Source organism: Microbacterium sp. zg-B185, assembly GCF_030246885.1.
Lineage (GTDB): Bacteria > Actinomycetota > Actinomycetes > Actinomycetales > Microbacteriaceae > Microbacterium.
In genome coordinates this window covers 2,884,660-2,901,861 of sequence record NZ_CP126739.1, presented here as the reverse complement: position 1 = coordinate 2,901,861, position 17,202 = coordinate 2,884,660, and the positions used below count along the sequence as shown (strand labels likewise).

Here is a 17,202-nt window from a genome sequence, read left to right as displayed (position 1 = left end):
GCATGCCGCTCTTTGGCACGGACGGGGTGCGGGGGCTGGCCAACGGCCCCCTCACCGCCGATCTCGCATTGACCCTGGCCCAGGCGACTGCTGTCGTCCTGGGCCAGGGGCGTACCGCCGAGGCCCGGAGGGCCGCCGGCAAACGCCTGACCGCGGTCGTCGCACGCGACCCCCGCGTCTCGGGTGAATTCCTCTCCGCCGCTGTCGCGGCCGGCCTGGCCTCGTCCGGTGTCGACGTCCTCGACGCGGGCGTGCTGCCCACCCCGGCCACCGCCTATCTGATCGCCGACATCGACGCCGACTTCGGCGTGATGGTCTCGGCATCCCACAACCCCGCCCCGGACAACGGCATCAAGATCTTCGCCAGCGGCGGTGTCAAGCTCCCCGACGTGGTCGAGCGACGCATCGAAGCGGCCATGTCGGCACCGAAGCTGCAGCCCACCGGCGCAGGGGTCGGACGCATCCGCCGGTTCGCGGATGCCGAGGACCGCTACGTCGTCCATCTGCTCGCGTCCCTGCCGCACCGCTTGGACGGCCTGCACGTCGTGCTGGACTGCGCGCACGGCGCGGCATCCGGAGTCTCACCCGAGACCTTCCGCGACGCCGGCGCCCGCGTCACCGTTATCGGCGCCGACCCGGACGGCATGAACATCAACGACGGTGTCGGCTCCACGCACCTGGATTCGCTCGCCGCGCACGTGGTGCGCGTGGGCGCCGACGTCGGCATCGCGCACGACGGGGACGCCGACCGGTGCCTGGCCGTGGACGCGCGCGGACGCATCATCGACGGCGACCAGATCATGGCGATCCTCGCCGTCGCGATGAAGAACCGCGGACACCTGGTGAAGGACACCCTCGTCGCGACCGTGATGAGCAACCTCGGCCTGCACCGCGCGATGGCCGACCATGGCATCACCGTCGTGCAGACCGGTGTCGGCGACCGCTACGTGCTCGAGGCGATGGACGCGGGCGGATACTCCCTCGGCGGCGAGCAGTCCGGCCACGTGATCATGAGCGAGTACGCCACCACCGGCGACGGGCTGCTCACGGGCCTGCACCTGATGGCCGAGATGGCCCGCTCGGGCAAGACCCTCGCCGAGCTCGCGTCGGTCATGACGGTGTACCCGCAGGTGCTCGTGAACGTGCGCGGCGTGGATCGCACGCTCGCCGCGACCGACTCGGGCGTGGCGGATGCCGTGGCCCTGGTCGCCGCGGAACTCGGCGACTCCGGACGCGTGCTGCTGCGCCCCTCGGGCACCGAGGAGATGGTGCGCGTGATGGTGGAGGCCGCCTCGGCCGAGGTCGCGTCCGAGTACGCGGAGCAGCTTGCCGACGTGGTGCGCGAGCGGCTCGCGCTGTAGCTGCTGCTTGCGTTGTCTTCTTGCCCCGTTGTCGCCGAGCGCACGGGTTAGCGCCGAGTGCACGGGTCGCGCGCGCGGACACGTCGTGCGCTCGACGCGAAGTCGTGCGCTCGCGGGCGGGTCGGGCGCTCGCGGCTCCGGGTTTAGCGCTTGGACGCCGCGTCCCGCCGCCGCGCTGTTCGCCGAGCGCACGGGTTAGCGCCGAGTGCACGGGTTCTGCGCGCGGACACGTCGTGCGCTCGACGCGAAGTCGTGCGCTCGCGAGCCGCGTCGTGCACTCTCGCGAGCCGCGTCGTGCACTCTCGCGAGCCGCGTCGTGCACTCTCGGGCCAGGTCTTTCACCCGCGGCAACGTCAGGGCTCGGATGCCGCGTCCCGCCGACGCAGCATCTCCATCCCGACGTACAGGGCCACGTAGCCTACGAATGCGATGCCCACGAGCGCGAGAAAACCCGGGGTCGCGGGACGGTCCCAGTGCAGCGCGTCGCGGCCCGCGAACAGCGAGCATCCGATCGCGATCAGGCTCACGATCTGCGCCTGGAAGACGATCCGAAACGAACTCCACCGGGTATCGCGCAGGAACCACAGCGACACCACACCCGGCAGCGACAGCACCGCCCCGAGCACCCGTGCGGTCAGCGGGGTCACATCCCACGCCCACAGCGGGATCACGATGTTCGGGACCAGGAACAGCACCGCGCCGGTCATCAGCGACGCGAGGCCGACGACGACCATGATGCCGCGCACCACGATCGGCACCCGCGCATCGGATGCCTCGGGTTCCCCGTCGTCGCGGCCGCGCTGCAGCCACCACAGCCACGCGGTCAGGAACGGCGTCGTCAGGTACAGCACGAACCAGGTGTAGAACGACACGTTCTGCGAGAACCGGTCCAGGTGCAGCAGCGTCGCGACCAGCAGAGCGCTCGTGAAGACGATCACCGGCGGATACGCGACCACGACCCGATGCCACCGCCGCGTCCGCACGATCCGGGCGAAGACCCAGATGCCCCCGACGTACGCGGAGGCCAGCAGATACGCGCTCAGCGGCGGGGCGATCGGCCACGCGAACAGCTCGCCAGTGCGGTCCGGGAACACGGACAGCAGGATGACCGCGACGATCAGGAACGGCAGCAGGAGCAGGGCGATGATCCGCGTGATCCGCAGCACCCGGTCATCGCGCACCCGGGCGGGGCGGACGGGCTCAGCGTCGGTCTGTGACACGGGCGACGACCTCCGAGACGGGCAGGGACGCGCCCTCTTGCATTGCGGCATCCAGAACCGGTCCCTCACCGGACTCGCGGAGCGCGTCGACGAGCGGACCGTAGAAGGCCAGGCCGCCCGGGTTGACCAGGCCGGTGTGCCGGCGCAGGCGCTGCGCGGCGCCGACCAGGAGTCCGGTATGCTCGGCGTTGCGCTGCGCGGCGCGGACCGCCGCGAGCCCCTCGAGCCCGTAGGTGATGCCTTCGTCGTGGCGCATCGCCATCGAGGTGTCCAGGGCCTCGGCGAAATCGCTCTCGGCGCCGTCCAGGTCGCCGCGGAGGAACCTCGGCCAGGCGCGGTGATGCTGCGCGATGACCACCCCCAGCGTCTCGCCCGCCGACGAGGCCAACGCGAGGCTCTCGTCGAATCGCTGCGCTGCGGCAGCGACATCCTGCGACGCCATGTCGATCCGGCCGAGCGTGACCAGGATCATCGCCTGCCCCCAGCGGTCGCCGGCACCCCGGAACCCGGCCAGTCCCTTTTCCAGGGCGGCGCGACCGGACGCGAGGTCCGGGCCGGTCGGGGCGGACAGATACGCCAGGCCGATCGAGACCTGCGTCAGGGCCGCGCTCTCGGGCTCCCCGCACTTCTCGAACAGCTCCGCCGCGCGCCGCAGCCCGGGCAGCACATCGACGTCGGGATCCTGCCAGTACGTCACCGCGCGGGTGAAGTACAGCGCGATCGCCTCGGTGCGGGTGCTCAGCTCGATCCCGTCGCGGTCGGCACGCTCGAGCAGCTCGGCCATCCAGTCGTGGACGACTCCGAGGAGTCCCGCGATCCACACGTACAGGTACAGCGACCAGGCGAAATCGGCGGCGTCATCCAGGCGCGCGGTGTCCAGCAGGTGACGCACGATCGCCGCGAGGTTCTCGCGCTCGGCATCCAATTCGCGGATCACCGCCACCTGCTCGGCGGTGCGCATGCGCGCCGCCGCGTCGTGGGCGACGGCAATGTAGTGGGCCACCCAGCGATCCTGCGCCGCCGCGACGGCATCGGCCGCCTCGGGCGCCTGCGCGCGCTCGCGTGCGAAGGCGCGGACCAGCGCCAGCATCCCGAACACCTGCACGCCGTCGCGTTCGTGCTGCCAGAGCAGGCTGGTGTCCACCAGCGCTTCCATCGCCGCGACCGCGCCGTCCCCGAGGACGTCCGCGGCCGCGGCGAAGGTGAACGGGCCGGAGAACACCGAGAGCGACTCGAAGGCCGCGATCGCCTCTGCATCCAGCAGCCGGACGCTCCACTCGATCGTGCTGCGCACGGTCTGCTGCCGCTCGGGCAGGTCGCGGGCGCCGCCGACCAGCAGGCTGAGCGCGGAATCCAGCCGCTTGAGGATCTCCCGCGGGGGCATCGTCCGGGTGCGCGCCGCGGCCAGTTCGATCGCGAGCGGCACTCCGTCCAGCGCCCGGACGATCCCCGCGACGGCCGGCGCCTGGTCCGGAGTGAGGCGGAAGGTGGGGCTGATCGCGGTGGCCCGCTCGATGAACAGGGCGACGGCGCTGGCGTCCGCGGCATCCGTGGATGACGCATCCGGGTCGGGAAGGCCCAGCGGGCCGAGCTCGAAGGTCCGCTCAGCCCGCACCCGCAGCGGGGAGCGGCTGGTCACCAGCAGCTGCAGGCGCGGCAGCTGGGTGATCAGGCGGACCAGGTCGCCGGTGGCGTCGAGCAGGTGCTCCATGTTGTCAACGACCAGCAGCATGTCGCGGCCGGCCAGGGCGGTGACGAGCTTGGTCTCGACGCGCTCCTCGCCGGTCTCGCGCACGCCGGCGGCCCGCGCGATCATGCTCAGCACGCGGTCGGGAGAGATGACCGTCTCGAGCATCGTGAAGGCGACCTCGCGGCCGCTCGCCGCAACCGCGCCGGCGACCTCGATGGCCAGGCGGGACTTGCCGATCCCGCCCGGGCCGACGATGGTCACCATGCGCACGCCGGGGGAGTCCAGCAGCTCGAGCAGCCGCTGCTGCTCGGCGGCGCGACCGACCAGCTTGGTGAACGGGGCCGGGATGCCGCGGCCGGACTCCACCTGCACGGCCGCCGGTGCGGCCCGCGACGCGTCAAAGCGGTCCGCGAGCAGGGTGGCCAGGTCGGCGACGATCAGCTGCGCGAGCTCGGCGGGCGTGTCGAAGCTGCGGTAGGAACTGGTGTCGTCGCTGCGGATGCGATCGAGCAGCTCGGCCAGCTTCGGGTCGCGGTCGGGCGCGGGGCTCTTGATGTAGATCAGGTGGGGCAGGTCGCCGGAGAGCAGGTACTCGTCCTCGAGCCCGGAGATCTGCTCGTCGGGCGAGGTCCACCCGTAGCTCTGCCAGTAGAGGCCGATGAAGATGTCGCTCTGCGCGAGGTAGGCGCGGTACAGGGACCGGGGCGGGTGCGGCCGCGCGCCCAGTTCGAACATGACCGGGGCCAGGTGAAGTGACTCGATCGCGGCACGCGCGGCTTCGCGCTCGGGCTCGAGTTCTCGGAGAGTGGAGCTGAGGAACACCCGGATGCGCTGGTCGGGAGTGCGGATCGACGCCGCAGGAGCGTCCATACCTGAAGTGTGGCGCAGGTGGGTCCGTTGCGCCAGAGTTCAGCACGGGTGGGGCGTGGTGGGGCGTGGGTGGGCGGCGTGTGGGGGCGGGTGGCGGCGGATGCCGCCGGTTGGGGGCGCCGGCGTGGTGGCGGGGTGGGCAGCGGGTGCCGCGGGTTGGGGCGCCGGGTCAGGCGGCCGGGGCGCTCCAGGACAGGGACTCGATGTACCGCAGCAGCACGCCCTCGCGCAGTGCCCACGGCGAGACCTCGAGCTCCTCGACGTCGAGCGCGGTCATCGCGGTGTGCAGCACGACCGCCGCGGCGACGATCTGGAAGGTGCGATCCGGAGTGATCCCCGGCAGCTCCTGCCGCGCGAGCGCGGGGATGCGCGCCAGCCGCGGAATCCAGGCGCCGAGCGCGGCGCGAGGCAACAGCATCCGCTCGATGCTGGACCAGCCGGGAACCGGACGGCCCGCGAGTTTCGCCAGGGAGCGGATCGCCTTCGACGAGCCGACGAACCGGTCGGGGCGCGGCTGCGCGCGGAACGTGTCGAGCACCGGCGCCAGGGTCTGCGCCGCGTGCGCCCGCAGCCGCTCGACCGCGGCTTCGCCGGGCGGGTCGTCGGGTAGGAACTGCACGGTCATGCGGCCTGCGCCGAGCGGGACGGATGCCGCGGCGTCGGGCAGCTCCTCGGATCCGGCCGCGATCTCGAGCGAGCCGCCGCCGATGTCCAGGAGCAGGATCTGTCCGGCCGCCCAGCCCATCCAGCGCCGGACGGCGAGGTAGGTGAACCGCGCCTCGGTCTCGCCGGCCAGCACCTGCAGCGGCTGGCCCAGCGCCGCCTCGATGCGGGCGATGACAGCGGCGCCGTTCTCGGCCTCGCGGACCGCGGAGGTCGCCGTGGCGAGCAGCTCGTCGACCCGCTCGGTCGCCGCGACCGCGCGGGCTTCGCGCACCGCCTGCTCGAGGGCGACGATGCCCTCCTCGGTGATCGATCCGTCCGGGGCGAGGTAGCGCATCAGCCGCAGGATCGTGCGTTGGCTCGTCGTCGCGAGCGGACGCCCTCCCGGTCGCACGTCGGCAACGAGCAGGTGGACGGTGTTCGAGCCGATATCGAGGACTCCGAGGCGCACGGGGGAAAGCGTAGCGTGGCGCGGCGCCCGCCCCGCGCGGCCTCCGCCCCGCGGACTCCGCCCCTGCTGCCGAGGGTGCACGTTGCCGCTGTCGAGAGTGGGTGGCATGGCTGTCGAGAGTGGGTGGCATGGCTGCCGAGAGTGCACGTTGCCTCTGCCAAGGGTGCTCGTTGCCGCACCGAAGGCCGTGCCGATATTCGAATCTCGTCACCCGCGCAAGAAGCGCCCGCAGTGGCGGCGTGCATCCCCGCCGACAGGGATGCGCACTCTCGCGAGCGGGGACGTGCACTCTCGCCAGCCGGGACTTGCACTCTCGCGGGCAGGGGCGGGCGAGCGAGGGGGCGGGGCGCGGTATGGATACGATGTTCGGGATGCCCGCCGACGACACCACCCCCGCACCGACCGCCTCCGTGTCGGGCTCTGCGGCGACGGACGGATTCTCGCTGTACCGCGAGATCGACCGCGGGGACTGGTCGCGACTGGCCTCGGGCACGCCGCAGCCGCTGACCGAGACCGAGATCGTGCAGATCCGCGGCATCGGCGACATGCTGGACCTGGCCGAAGTGCGCGAGGTGTACCTGCCGCTCAGCCGGCTGCTGAGCCTGTACGCCAACGCGACCAAGCGGCTCGGCGCCGACACGAGCACGTTCCTCGGCGAGCCCGACACGACCACGCCGTTCGTCGTGGCCGTGGCCGGATCCGTCGCGGTCGGAAAGTCCACCATCGCCCGACTGCTGCGCGAGCTGATGAGCCGCTGGCCCGGCACGCCGCGGGTCGAGCTGGTCACCACCGACGGGTTCCTGTATCCCAACGCCGAGCTCGAGCGCCGCGGGCTGATGGCGCGCAAGGGCTTCCCCGAGTCCTACGACCGCCGCGCCCTCGTCAGCTTCCTCACCGACGTCAAGAGCGGGGCGCCCGAAGCGCGCGCGCCGTTCTACTCGCACATGCGGTACGACATCGTCCCCGACGCCCACGTCACCGTGCGGCGCCCCGACGTCGTGATCGTGGAGGGGCTCAACGTGCTGCAGCCCTCACCCTCCCCGAGCGACATCGCGGTCAGCGAGCTGTTCGACTTCTCCATCTACGTGGATGCCGAGACCGACCACATCGCCTCCTGGTTCGTGGACCGGTTCCTGGCGCTGCGCCGCAGCGCGTTCGCGAACCCCAGTTCGTTCTTCAACGTCTTCTCGCACCTGTCCGACGGCGAGGCCGTGCAGACCGCGATGGGGTTCTGGAACGACATCAACCTGCCGAACCTCGAGGAGAACGTGCTGCCCACCAAGCACCAGGCGACGCTGGTGCTGGAGAAGGGCGCGACGCACACGGTCGAGCGGGTCCTGCTGCGCAAGCTGTAGCCGGTCACCCGACTCACACCTCCGGACGCAGGATGCCGTCGGTCTCGATGTAGCGTTCGCCGGTGTCCGGGCACACCCACGCGCCGGCCTCGGCCCGAAGCGGCTTGCCCGCACGGCCCACCCAGCCGATGCGGCGGGCCGGCACACCGACGACCAGCGCGTACTCCGGCACGTCCTTGGTCACCACCGCACCGGCCGCGACCAGCGCCCAGGCTCCGACCCGCACCGGCGCGACGCACACCGCGCGCGCGCCGATGGAGGCGCCGTCACCGATCAGCACGCCGACCGGGTGCCAGTCGCCCTCGGTCTTGACCGTGAGATCCAGGTTCGCCGCCCGCGGGAACTCATCGTTGGTGAGCACCGCGGCCGGGCCGATGAACACCCCGTCGCCGAGCACGGCCGGCTCGTACACCAGCGAATAGTTCTGCAGCTTGCAGGAATCGCCGATCCGGACTCCGGGTCCGACGTAGGCGCCGCGACCGAGGTTGCAGTCCGCGCCGAGCACGGCGTCCTCGCGCACCTGGGCCAGGTGCCACACGCGTGTCCCCGGGCCGAGCGACGCGGAATCGGCGACGTCGGCGGAGGCCGCGACGAAGGGGGTGCGGGGGTCGGTCATCGGCATCCCTTCGGAAAGTGCGGTCCAGGCATTGCTTCGCCATGACCGCATAACGTTATACTGCACGCGGGGATATCGGCGACTGCGCTTTCTGGGGATCGCGCGCACCGTCGTCGGTAGAAGACACCTGCTGGGGCAGGTGGCCCGGGGAACTGTCACACAGTGCCGCGGGCAGTCTGGGGAAAAATGGGGATTGGGGAATCCGTCGTCCTGAAAGGGACGGCGCAGCCGACGGCAGCCGGCGCTTTCGCGCGTGCGTGCTCTGCCGCCGCCGACCCGATCCTCGGCGTGACCGCGACCGGCCTCACCAGCCGGCGTTTCGTCGCGCATCTGGGGAGATGACTGGGGAGTCGGGGACATCGTGGACCACAGGATGAACATCGCTGTTGTGGGGGCCGGATACTGGGGGCCGAACCTCGCGCGCAATTTCCGCGGCAATGCGGCGTGGAACCTGGCCGGGATCTGCGACCTGGACATCGAGCGGGCGCGCTCGGTCGCGGAGTCGGTGGGCGGCGCCCCGGTCACCGCGCGTCTGGGCGACGTGCTGAACGATCCGCTGATCGATGCGGTCGCCATCGCCACACCCGCGCGCACGCATCACGCGATCGTGATGGCGGCGCTGGAGGCCGGCAAGCACGTGATCGTCGAGAAGCCGCTCGCCGACAGCCGCACCGCCGGACTGGAGATGGTGGAACGCGCCAGCGAGCTGCGCCTGGTCCTGATGGCCGACCACACCTACTGCTACACCCCCGCGGTGCTGAAGATCCGCGACCTGATCGCCGAAGGATTCCTCGGCGAGGTGCTGTTCGTGGACAGCGTGCGCATCAACCTCGGCCTGATCCAGCCCGACGTCGACGTGTTCTGGGACCTCGCGCCGCACGACCTGTCGATCATGGACTTCGTGCTGCCCGGCGGCCTGGACGTGACCAGCGTGTCCGCGCACGGCGCCGACCCGCTGCGCACCGGCAAATCGTGCGTGGGCTATCTGGCGATGCCGCTGAGCGGAGGCGCGATGGCGCACGTGCACGTCAACTGGCTCAGCCCGACCAAGATCCGGCAGATGGTGATCGGCGGCACCAAGCGCACACTGGTGTGGGACGACCTCAACCCGCAGCAGCGGGTCAGCGTCTATGACCGCGGCGTGGACATCGCCGAGGTCTCCAAAGCCACCGCGGTCGACGCGCGCGCCGCGAACATCTCGTACCGCCTCGGCGACACCTGGGCGCCGGCCCTGAGCGAGGGCGAGGCGCTGGCCGGTGTGGTCGCCGAGTTCGCCGCGGCCATCCGCGAAGGACGCACCGCGCGCACCAGCGGCGGCGCCGGCCTGCGCGTGCTGTCGGTGCTCGAGGCCGCCACCGGCAGCCTCGAAGCGAGCGGCGCGCCGCAGTCGATGGCCGCGGCATCCATGAAGCTGGAGGTGGCGCGATGACCACTCTGGAGGGCGCGGACATCCTCGTCACCGGCGGCGCCGGGACGGTGGGATCGACGCTGGTCGACCAGCTGCTGGCGGCCGGGGTCGCGCACGTCGACGTGCTGGACAACCTGGTGCGCGGCCGGATCGGCAACCTGGAGGACGCGCTCGCGTCCGGGCGGGTGAGCCTTGTCGAGGGCGACATCCGCGACGCGCAGCTGGTGGATGAGCTCACCGCGGGCAAGGACCTCGTCTACCACCAGGCGGCGATCCGCATCACGCAGTGCGCGGAGGAGCCCAGGCTCGCCCTCGAGGTGCTGGTCGACGGGACCTTCAACGTCGTCGAGTCCGCGGCGCGGCACCGCGCGAAGCTGATCGCGGCCTCGAGCGCCTCGGTGTTCGGCCTCGCCGAGGAGTTCCCGACCTCGGAGCGGCACCACCACCACAACAACGACACCCTGTACGGCGCGGCGAAGTCCTTCAACGAGGGACTGATCCGCAGCTTCCGGGCCATGCACGGCCTGGACTACGTCATCCTGCGGTACTTCAACGTGTACGGTCCGCGCATGGACGTGCACGGCCTGTACACCGAAGTGCTCGTGCGCTGGATGGAGCGCATCGCCGACGGCAAGCCGCCGCTGATCTTCGGCGACGGCCGGCAGACGATGGACTTCATCTGCGTTCCGGACATCGCCCGGGCCAACGTGCTCGCGGCGCAGAGCGACACCGTTGACGGCGACTACAACATCGCGAGCGGCACCGAAACCAGCTTGCTGGACCTTGCGGAGGCACTGCTGCGCGTGATGGGGTCCGAGCTCGGAATCGAGCACGGACCCGAACGCGCCGTCAACGGTGTCCCCCGCCGGCTCGCCGATACCCGCGCCGCCGCGCGCGATCTCGGATTCGAGGCCACGATCGGAATCGACGAGGGACTGCGGATGCTGGTGGAGTGGTGGACGCCGCTGCGCGAGCAGATCGCGGCCGGCCGACTGGTGCGCGCGTGAGCGACCGCATCAGCGTCATGGTCCCGTGGCTGGGCCAGGAAGAGACGGATGCCGTCGCCGACGCGATCGCCAGCGGATGGGTCGCGCAGGGACCGCGGGTGCTGCGGTTCGAGCAGGAGTTCGCCGCGGCGATGCACGCGCCCTACGCGGTGGCCACGACCAGCTGCACGACCGCTCTGCACCTCGCGCTGCTGGTCGCCGGCATCGGAGCGGGCGACGAGGTGATCGTGCCGTCGTTCTCGTTCATCGCCACCACCAACGCCGTCCGCTACGTCGGCGCGAACCCGGTGTTCGCGGACGTGGATCCCACCACCGGCAACCTCACCGGCGCCACCGTGGCGGACGTCCTCACCTCGGCCACCCGCGCTGTCATCGCCGTCGACCAGGGCGGCGTGCCGGTGGACCTGGATGAGATCCGTGCGGTGGCCGACCCGGAGGGGATCGTCGTGGTGGAGGATGCCGCGTGCGGTGCGGGATCCGTCTACAAGGGCCGCCCGGTGGGGGCGGGGGCGGACATCGCGGCATGGTCGTTCCACCCCCGCAAGCTCCTGACCACCGGCGAGGGCGGGATGATCACCACCTCGCGGGAGGACTGGGCGCTGCGCGCACGGCACCTGCGAGAGCACGCGATGAGCGTCTCGGCCTCCGACCGGCACCGCTCGGTGCTGCCGGCCGCCGAGGAGTACAGCGAGATGGGCTTCAACTTCCGGATGACCGACCTGCAGGCCGCGGTGGGCATCGTGCAGCTGAGCCGCCTGCCCGAGATCGTGGCGCGCCGCCGCGAGATCGCGCAGACCTACCAGCGTGCGATCGCCGAGATCCCCGGGCTGCGCGCGGTCACCGACCCGCCCTACGGCACCGGCAACTACCAGTCCTTCTGGGTCGAGGTGCTCGAGGGGTACCCGAGCGACCGGGACGGGCTGCTGGAGGCGCTCGCCGACGCGGACATCTCCGCCCGGCGCGGCATCATGGCCTCGCACCGCCAGCCGCCGTACCGCGGCCTCACCCCGCCGCAGGGGCTCCCGGTCACCGACCGCCTGACCGATCGCACCCTGATCCTGCCGGTGTATCACTCCCTGTCGGCCGCCGACCAGGACCGGGTGATCGCGGTGCTGCGCGCAGCGGGGAGCGCGGACGGTGAGTGAGGGAGTGCTGCTGGTGGGGGCGAGCGGGCTGGCGCGCGAGGTCCTGGCCGCCGGGATCGTCGGGGTCACCGGCATCCTGGACGACAACCTCGAGTTGCAGGGCACCGAGATCGCCGGCGTCCCGGTGATCGGACTGACCGGCGATGCGACGCGGCGGGACGAGATGCTGCTGGTGTGCATCGGGCCGAGCGTGAGCCGCCGCACGGTGGTGCGCCGGCTGCGGAAGTTCGGGGTGCCCGAGCAGCGCTTCGCCACCTATGTGGCGCGCTCGGCGCGGATCGGCGCCAGCAGCGCCGTCGGGGCCGGCAGCATCGTGCTGGACGGCGCGGTGGTCACCGCCGATGCGGTCCTCGGGCGCCATGTCGTCGTGATGCCCAACTGCACGATCGCGCACGACAACGTCGTGGAGGACTTCGCGACCCTCGCCGCGGGCGTCGCACTCGGCGGATCCGTGTGCATCCGCGAAGCGGCCTACCTGGGGATGAACGCGTCCATCCGCCAGGGCGTGCAGATCGGCGCCGCCGCGACGGTCGGCATGGGCGCCGCCGTGCTGGAGGACGTCCCGTCCGATCAGATCTGGGCCGGCGTGCCGGCCCGCCGGCTGGAGGAGGCGCGATGACCGGCGTCCCGTTCCTGGATCTGGCCGCGCAGCAGGCCGAGATCGTCGACGAGGTGTTGCCGGTGTGGCGCGCGCAGCTCGAGTCCGCCGGCTTCATCGGCGGGGCCGAAGTGGACGCCTTCGAGCGGGAGTTCGCGGACTACGTCGGCGTGACGCACGTCGTCGGTGTCTCCAACGGCACCGACGCGCTCGAGCTCGCCTACCGCGCGGCCGGCGTGGGGCCGGGCGACGAGGTGATCATGCCCGCCAACACGTTCATCGCCACCGCCGAGGCGGCATCCCGCATCGGCGCCGTGCCGGTCTTCGTCGACGTCGACGACGAGCACCTCCTGATGGATCCCGACGCCGTCGAGGCCGCGATCACGGCACGCACCCGTGCGATCGTCCCCGTGCACCTGTTCGGGCAGACCGCACCGATGGATCTTCTGCTGCCGATCGCGCAGGGCCACGACCTGGTGCTGATCGAGGACGCCGCCCAGTCGCAGGGTGCGTCGTGCGCGGCCGGCCGCGCCGGCGCACTGTCGCGCGTGGCGGCGACCAGCTTCTACCCCGGCAAGAACCTCGGTGCGGCCGGCGACGCGGGCGCTGTCCTGACCGATGACCCCGACGTCGCGGCGCTCGTGCGCACCCTCGCCGGCCACGGCAGTGCGACCAAATACGTGCACACCCATGTGGGGGTCAACGCGCGCCTGGATGCCGTGCAGGCGGCGGTGCTGCGCGCGAAGCTGCGCCGGCTGGAGGGGTGGAACCAGGCCCGCCGGGTCGCTGCCGAACGGTACGCGCAGCTGCTGCGGGACAGCGAGGTGCGGATTCCCGCGGTCCGGCCGGGGAACACGGACGTCTGGCACCTGTACGTGGTGCGCGTGGAGGACCGCGACCGCGTCGTGGCGGAGCTGGGCGCGGCGGGCATCGGCACCGGCATCCACTATCCGACCCCGGTGCCCCTGACCGACGCGTATGCGCCGCTCGGCCACCGCCGCGGGCAGTTCCCGGTCGCGGAGGCTGCGGCGGGCCGCATCCTGTCGCTGCCGATGTTCCCGCACCTGACCGGGGCGCAGCAGGAGCGGGTCGCGGACGCGCTGGTGCGCGCCGTGGCCCGGGAGCTGGTGTGACCATGCGCGTGTATCGCCCGATGCCGATGCGACGACGCCCCACCGTGACCGTCGTCATCCCGCACTTCAACTACGGCCAGTACCTGCCGACCGCGGTGGGCTCCGCCCTCGACCAGCGCGGCCTGGACGTCGAGGTCATCATCGTCGATGACCGGTCCACCGACGGCAGCACGGAAGCGGCACGCCGCATCGCGTCCGCCGACGAGCGCGTCACGCTGGTGGAGCACGAGCAGAACATGCGGCACATCCGCACCTACAACGACGGGCTCTCGCGAGCCTCCGGGGACTACGTCGTCCTCCTCTCGGCCGACGACGCACTCACCCCGAACTCGCTGACCCGGTCGGTGGCGCTGATGGAGGCGCACCCGCGGGTCGGGCTCGTCTACGGCGGGGTGGAGTGGTTCCACGGAGAGCTCCCCGCCGCCCGCGGCGGTCGCGGATGGTGGCAGGTGTGGGGCGGTGACGAGTGGACCGCGCGGCTCGTGCGCCGCGGACGCAATGCGGTGGTCAACCCCGAAGCGGTGCTGCGCCGCTCGGTGTACGAGGCCACCGGCGGCTATAACCCGGACTTCCCGCACTCCGCGGACATGTACATGTGGCTGCAGGCCGCGGCCGTCAGCGACGTCGGGTTCGTGGCCGGGCCGCGCCAGGCGTACTACCGCGATCACGGCCAGAACATGCACTCCACCGAACACGGCGGGCTGCTGGATGACATGGCGCAGGTCCTCGGCGTGTACGAGCGGTTCTTCGCCCACGACGGCGCGGTGATCCGGCGCGCGCCCGGTCTGATCCGCACGGCGAAGCGGTCGGTGGCCCGCGAAGCCCTGCTGCGGGGGGCGCTGCTGACCGCGGACGGGGCCCCCACCGAGGTGCTGGTGCAGATGCAGGACTTCGCCCGCGCGACCGCCCCCGAGATCGTCCGGTCTGCGGTGTGGCGGTGGGCGGAACTGACCGCGCAGGACGGTGCGCCGGCCCGCCTGGTCGGCTCCGTGGAGAATCTGCGGTGGAAGATCCGCTCCCGTCGGCACCTCGAAGTCGGTCTCTGAGGCCACGACGATGGGCATCCGATGAGCGTGAACGGCGCGTCGCTGCGTGCGCAGGCGACACGCGGAGCGGCCTGGAGCGGGGTGAGCACGATCGTGCTCCGCCTCGGCGGTCTCGTCGTCGGCATCATCCTCGCCCGGCTGCTCAGCCCCGAGGAGTTCGGCGTCTACGCGGTCGCGCTCACCGTGCAGGCGATCCTGATCACGGTGGCCGATCTGGGTCTGTCGGCCGATCTCATCCGCACCGATGACCCGGAGCGCATCGCGCCGACCGTCGCCACGCTGGGCCTCACCAGCGGTGCTGTCATGACCGCGATCACGCTGGCCTCCAGCGGCGTGATCGCCGAGCTCCTCGGCTCGCCTGCGGCGGCCCCGACCATCGCGGTGCTGTCCATCACGCTCGTCCTGGCCGGGGCGACCGTGGTGCCCTACGCGATGCTGCAGCGCCGATTCCAGCAGCGCGAGCTCTTCTACGTCGGGGTGGCCGACTTCGTCGTCTCCACGACGGTGACCCTCGCCCTGGTCGCGATCGGTCTGGGGCCGTTGGGCCTTGCGATCGGACGGGTCGCGGCCCAGTGCGTGTCCACGCTCATGCAGTTCCTCCTCGCGCGCGTCGTGCCGCGGTTCGGCGTGAACCGGTCGGTCGTGGGGCCCGTGCTCGCGTTCGGCCTGCCGATCGCCGCGGCGAATCTGCTGTCCTGGGCGCTGCTGAACGTCGACAACATCGTGCTGGCGCGGGTGGCCGGGGTGACCGCCCTGGGCTACTACGTGCTCGCGTTCAACATCTCCAGCTGGCCGATGAGCGCGCTGTCGCAGGTGGTGCGATCCATCTCCCTGCCGTACTTCTCGCGCACGGGCAGCGGAAGCGAAGGTCTCTCGTCCGTCGTGGCGGTCGCCTGGGCGGGAGCTCTGCCCGCCGGCGCCGTCCTGGCCGCGCTGAGCGCGCCGCTGATCGAGGTCGTCTACGGCCCGAAGTGGCTTCCGGCCGCGCCCGTCCTGGCCGCCCTCGGGCTGTACGGAAGTCTCCGCGTCGTGTTCGACATCTTCGCGGGCTTCCTCTACGCCCGGGGTCTGTCCCGCCCGGTGCTGTGGGTGCAGATCGTGTGGCTGGTCGTCCTGGTGGTGGGCATGATCTTCGCGACGCGGGCCTTCGGGATCATCGGCGCCGGCTGGGTGCACGTGGTCGTGGCCGTCGTGGTGATCCTGCCCGCCTACGCGATCGCGCTGCGAGCAGCCGGGGTGCGATTCACCACGGTCCTGCGCGCGGCATGGTGGCCGACCGTCGCCGCCGTCCCGGCGGTCGGTGTCGCGATCGCGGCCCGCGTGTTCCTGAGCGACCCGGTGTTCGCCGTCCTGGTCGGCGGCCTCGGCGCGGTCGTGGTGTACCTGCTGGTGGGCTGGCCGTGGCTGCGCGCCCACGCACGCGCGATCCGCGGCCAGCGCCGCACGGAGGTGGCAGATGCTTCGTGAGACCGCCGCGACCGCGGCCCCGGCGGTGTGGGAGGACTACGCCGAGACGCACGCGCTGTCCGGGCGTGCGCTGCGCGTGCTGGCGCGCGCGACCCCGGCCCAGCCGAGACCGCTCCTGCGGGTGCGCGCACCCCGGCTCACCCCGCGGGAGCGGCCGCTGGTCTCGGTCGTGATCCCGTGCTACAACTACGCCGGGTATCTGCCGGATGCCGTCGGCAGCGCGGTCGCGCAGCAGGCGGTCGATGTCGAGGTGATCATCGTCGACGACGTCTCCACCGACGACAGCGTCCACGTCGCCCGCCGTCTCGCGGCGACGCACCCGAACGTGCGGGTCCTGGTCCGGCCGGAGAACGGCGGGCATGTCCGCGCCTTCAACGCCGGCTGCGAGGTCGCGTCCGGCGACTACGTCGTGAAGCTGGATGCCGATGACCTGCTCGCCGCCGGGGCCCTGGCCCGTGCCACCGCCCTGTTCGAGGCGCATCCCCGCGTCGGTCTGGTCTACGGCCACCCGCGGCACTTCGCCGGCGCGCACCCGCCTGCCACGCGCCTGCACGAGGTGGGGTGGACGATCTGGTCGGGCCGGGACTGGCTGGCCGAGCGCTGCCGGCTCGGGGTGAGTGCGATCACCAACCCGGAGATGGTCCTGCGCTCCGCGGTGCTGGCGGAGGTGGGTCCGATGAACCCGGCGCTGCCGTACGCGCCGGACATGGAGATCGCGATGCGCGTCGCGGCGGTCAGCGACGTCGGATGGGTCGGCGGCGCCGACCAGGCGCTGCACCGGGAGCACGACGCGAGCATGAGCGCGAACGACGGTTCCGGCACGCTGGTGGACCTGGTCGCCCGGGCGGGCGCCTTCGCCAGCGTGTTCGAGCGGGTCGGGGCGCGCATCCCGCAGGCGGCGAGCCTCCGGGACCGGGCCCGCCGCGCTCTGGCCGAGGATGCGCTGCGGTTCGCGTCGGCGGCGGTGGACCGCGGTCACCCGCGCGCCGAGTACGCGGCGCTCCTGGATTTCGCCGCCGACGTGTGGCCGCCCTCGAGCGAGTGGGCACGCTTCCGGCGCATCCAGCGCGGAGCCCGGGCGGCGCGCCCCGCGGCCCTGGCCCGCCGCGCAGCCCGCCGCATCCGTCAGCGGCTGTACTACGCCCGCTGGGTGGTGTCCGGTGTGTGAGCCG

At 72.0% G+C, this 17,202-nt stretch carries 14 protein-coding genes; 10 read left to right on the top strand and 4 right to left on the bottom strand.

The window, feature by feature from the left end:
• Positions 1–2: 2 nt before the first annotated feature.
• The gene (gene glmM / locus QNO12_RS13865; RefSeq protein ID WP_257501573.1) at positions 3–1,361 is read left to right on the top strand and encodes a phosphoglucosamine mutase; all 1,359 of its coding nucleotides are present in this window, start codon (positions 3–5) and stop codon (positions 1,359–1,361) included.
• A gap of 353 nt (positions 1,362–1,714) precedes the next feature.
• Here the strand turns inward: glmM and QNO12_RS13860 are convergent, their stop codons facing one another.
• From QNO12_RS13860 to QNO12_RS13850, 3 genes are all read right to left on the bottom strand, one after another.
• Positions 1,715–2,581 (bottom strand): hypothetical protein, encoded by an 867-nt coding sequence (locus tag QNO12_RS13860; RefSeq protein ID WP_257501574.1) that lies wholly within the window; start codon positions 2,579–2,581, stop codon positions 1,715–1,717.
• Positions 2,562–5,141, bottom strand: coding sequence for a DUF4062 domain-containing protein (locus QNO12_RS13855; RefSeq protein WP_257501575.1), 2,580 nt, complete (start codon positions 5,139–5,141; stop codon positions 2,562–2,564). The genes QNO12_RS13860 and QNO12_RS13855 overlap by 20 nt, the downstream gene beginning before the upstream one ends.
• Positions 5,142–5,310: 169 nt before the next feature.
• Positions 5,311–6,255, bottom strand: a complete 945-nt coding sequence (locus tag QNO12_RS13850) for a Ppx/GppA phosphatase family protein (RefSeq protein WP_257501576.1) — start codon at positions 6,253–6,255, stop codon at positions 5,311–5,313.
• 362 nt (positions 6,256–6,617) lie between these two features.
• On the opposite strand from QNO12_RS13850, the gene coaA reads away from it, so the two are divergent.
• Positions 6,618–7,610: a type I pantothenate kinase gene (gene coaA, locus QNO12_RS13845; protein ID WP_374761014.1), complete on the top strand. Its 993-nt coding sequence runs from the start codon at positions 6,618–6,620 to the stop codon at positions 7,608–7,610.
• A 13-nt stretch (positions 7,611–7,623) separates the two neighbouring features.
• On the opposite strand, the gene QNO12_RS13840 is transcribed toward coaA, so the two are convergent.
• The gene (locus QNO12_RS13840) at positions 7,624–8,226 is read right to left on the bottom strand and encodes an acyltransferase (protein WP_257501578.1); all 603 of its coding nucleotides are present in this window, start codon (positions 8,224–8,226) and stop codon (positions 7,624–7,626) included.
• A 373-nt stretch (positions 8,227–8,599) separates the two neighbouring features.
• Between QNO12_RS13840 and QNO12_RS13835 the strand changes: the two genes are divergently transcribed.
• Genes QNO12_RS13835 through QNO12_RS13800 form a run of 8 tightly spaced genes read left to right on the top strand, consistent with a single transcriptional unit; the run spans position 8,600 to position 17,198 of the window.
• Positions 8,600–9,655: a Gfo/Idh/MocA family protein gene (locus QNO12_RS13835; RefSeq protein ID WP_257501579.1), complete on the top strand. Its 1,056-nt coding sequence runs from the start codon at positions 8,600–8,602 to the stop codon at positions 9,653–9,655.
• The gene (locus tag QNO12_RS13830; RefSeq protein ID WP_257501580.1) at positions 9,652–10,641 is read left to right on the top strand and encodes an NAD-dependent epimerase/dehydratase family protein; all 990 of its coding nucleotides are present in this window, start codon (positions 9,652–9,654) and stop codon (positions 10,639–10,641) included. The genes QNO12_RS13835 and QNO12_RS13830 overlap by 4 nt, the downstream gene beginning before the upstream one ends.
• 17 nt (positions 10,642–10,658) lie before the next feature.
• Positions 10,659–11,786, top strand: coding sequence for a DegT/DnrJ/EryC1/StrS family aminotransferase (locus QNO12_RS13825; protein WP_257501677.1), 1,128 nt, complete (start codon positions 10,659–10,661; stop codon positions 11,784–11,786).
• A complete protein-coding gene (locus QNO12_RS13820) occupies positions 11,779–12,405 on the top strand; it encodes a NeuD/PglB/VioB family sugar acetyltransferase (protein ID WP_257501581.1) in 627 nt (208 codons plus the stop codon). Before QNO12_RS13825 ends, QNO12_RS13820 begins: the two co-directional genes overlap by 8 nt.
• Positions 12,402–13,517, top strand: coding sequence for a DegT/DnrJ/EryC1/StrS family aminotransferase (locus tag QNO12_RS13815; RefSeq protein ID WP_257501582.1), 1,116 nt, complete (start codon positions 12,402–12,404; stop codon positions 13,515–13,517). Before QNO12_RS13820 ends, QNO12_RS13815 begins: the two co-directional genes overlap by 4 nt.
• Positions 13,518–13,519: 2 nt before the next feature.
• Positions 13,520–14,563 (top strand): glycosyltransferase family 2 protein, encoded by a 1,044-nt coding sequence (locus QNO12_RS13810; RefSeq protein ID WP_257501678.1) that lies wholly within the window; start codon positions 13,520–13,522, stop codon positions 14,561–14,563.
• A gap of 21 nt (positions 14,564–14,584) precedes the next feature.
• A complete protein-coding gene (locus QNO12_RS13805; protein ID WP_257501583.1) occupies positions 14,585–16,030 on the top strand; it encodes a lipopolysaccharide biosynthesis protein in 1,446 nt (481 codons plus the stop codon).
• Positions 16,020–17,198 (top strand): glycosyltransferase family 2 protein, encoded by a 1,179-nt coding sequence (locus QNO12_RS13800; RefSeq protein ID WP_257501584.1) that lies wholly within the window; start codon positions 16,020–16,022, stop codon positions 17,196–17,198. The genes QNO12_RS13805 and QNO12_RS13800 overlap by 11 nt, the downstream gene beginning before the upstream one ends.
• The last annotated feature ends 4 nt before the right edge of the window (positions 17,199–17,202 follow it).

Coding starts and splice junctions, on each gene's coding strand:
- glmM (WP_257501573.1), top strand. CDS start 3: ATGCCGCTCTTTGGCACGGACGGGGTGCGGGGGCTGGCCAACGGCCCC.
- QNO12_RS13855 (WP_257501575.1), bottom strand. CDS start 5,141: ATGGACGCTCCTGCGGCGTCGATCCGCACTCCCGACCAGCGCATCCGG.
- coaA (WP_374761014.1), top strand. CDS start 6,618: ATGTTCGGGATGCCCGCCGACGACACCACCCCCGCACCGACCGCCTCC.
- QNO12_RS13840 (WP_257501578.1), bottom strand. CDS start 8,226: ATGACCGACCCCCGCACCCCCTTCGTCGCGGCCTCCGCCGACGTCGCC.
- QNO12_RS13835 (WP_257501579.1), top strand. CDS start 8,600: ATGAACATCGCTGTTGTGGGGGCCGGATACTGGGGGCCGAACCTCGCG.
- QNO12_RS13830 (WP_257501580.1), top strand. CDS start 9,652: ATGACCACTCTGGAGGGCGCGGACATCCTCGTCACCGGCGGCGCCGGG.
- QNO12_RS13825 (WP_257501677.1), top strand. CDS start 10,659: ATGGTCCCGTGGCTGGGCCAGGAAGAGACGGATGCCGTCGCCGACGCG.
- QNO12_RS13815 (WP_257501582.1), top strand. CDS start 12,402: ATGACCGGCGTCCCGTTCCTGGATCTGGCCGCGCAGCAGGCCGAGATC.
- QNO12_RS13810 (WP_257501678.1), top strand. CDS start 13,520: ATGCGCGTGTATCGCCCGATGCCGATGCGACGACGCCCCACCGTGACC.
- QNO12_RS13805 (WP_257501583.1), top strand. CDS start 14,585: ATGAGCGTGAACGGCGCGTCGCTGCGTGCGCAGGCGACACGCGGAGCG.
- QNO12_RS13800 (WP_257501584.1), top strand. CDS start 16,020: ATGCTTCGTGAGACCGCCGCGACCGCGGCCCCGGCGGTGTGGGAGGAC.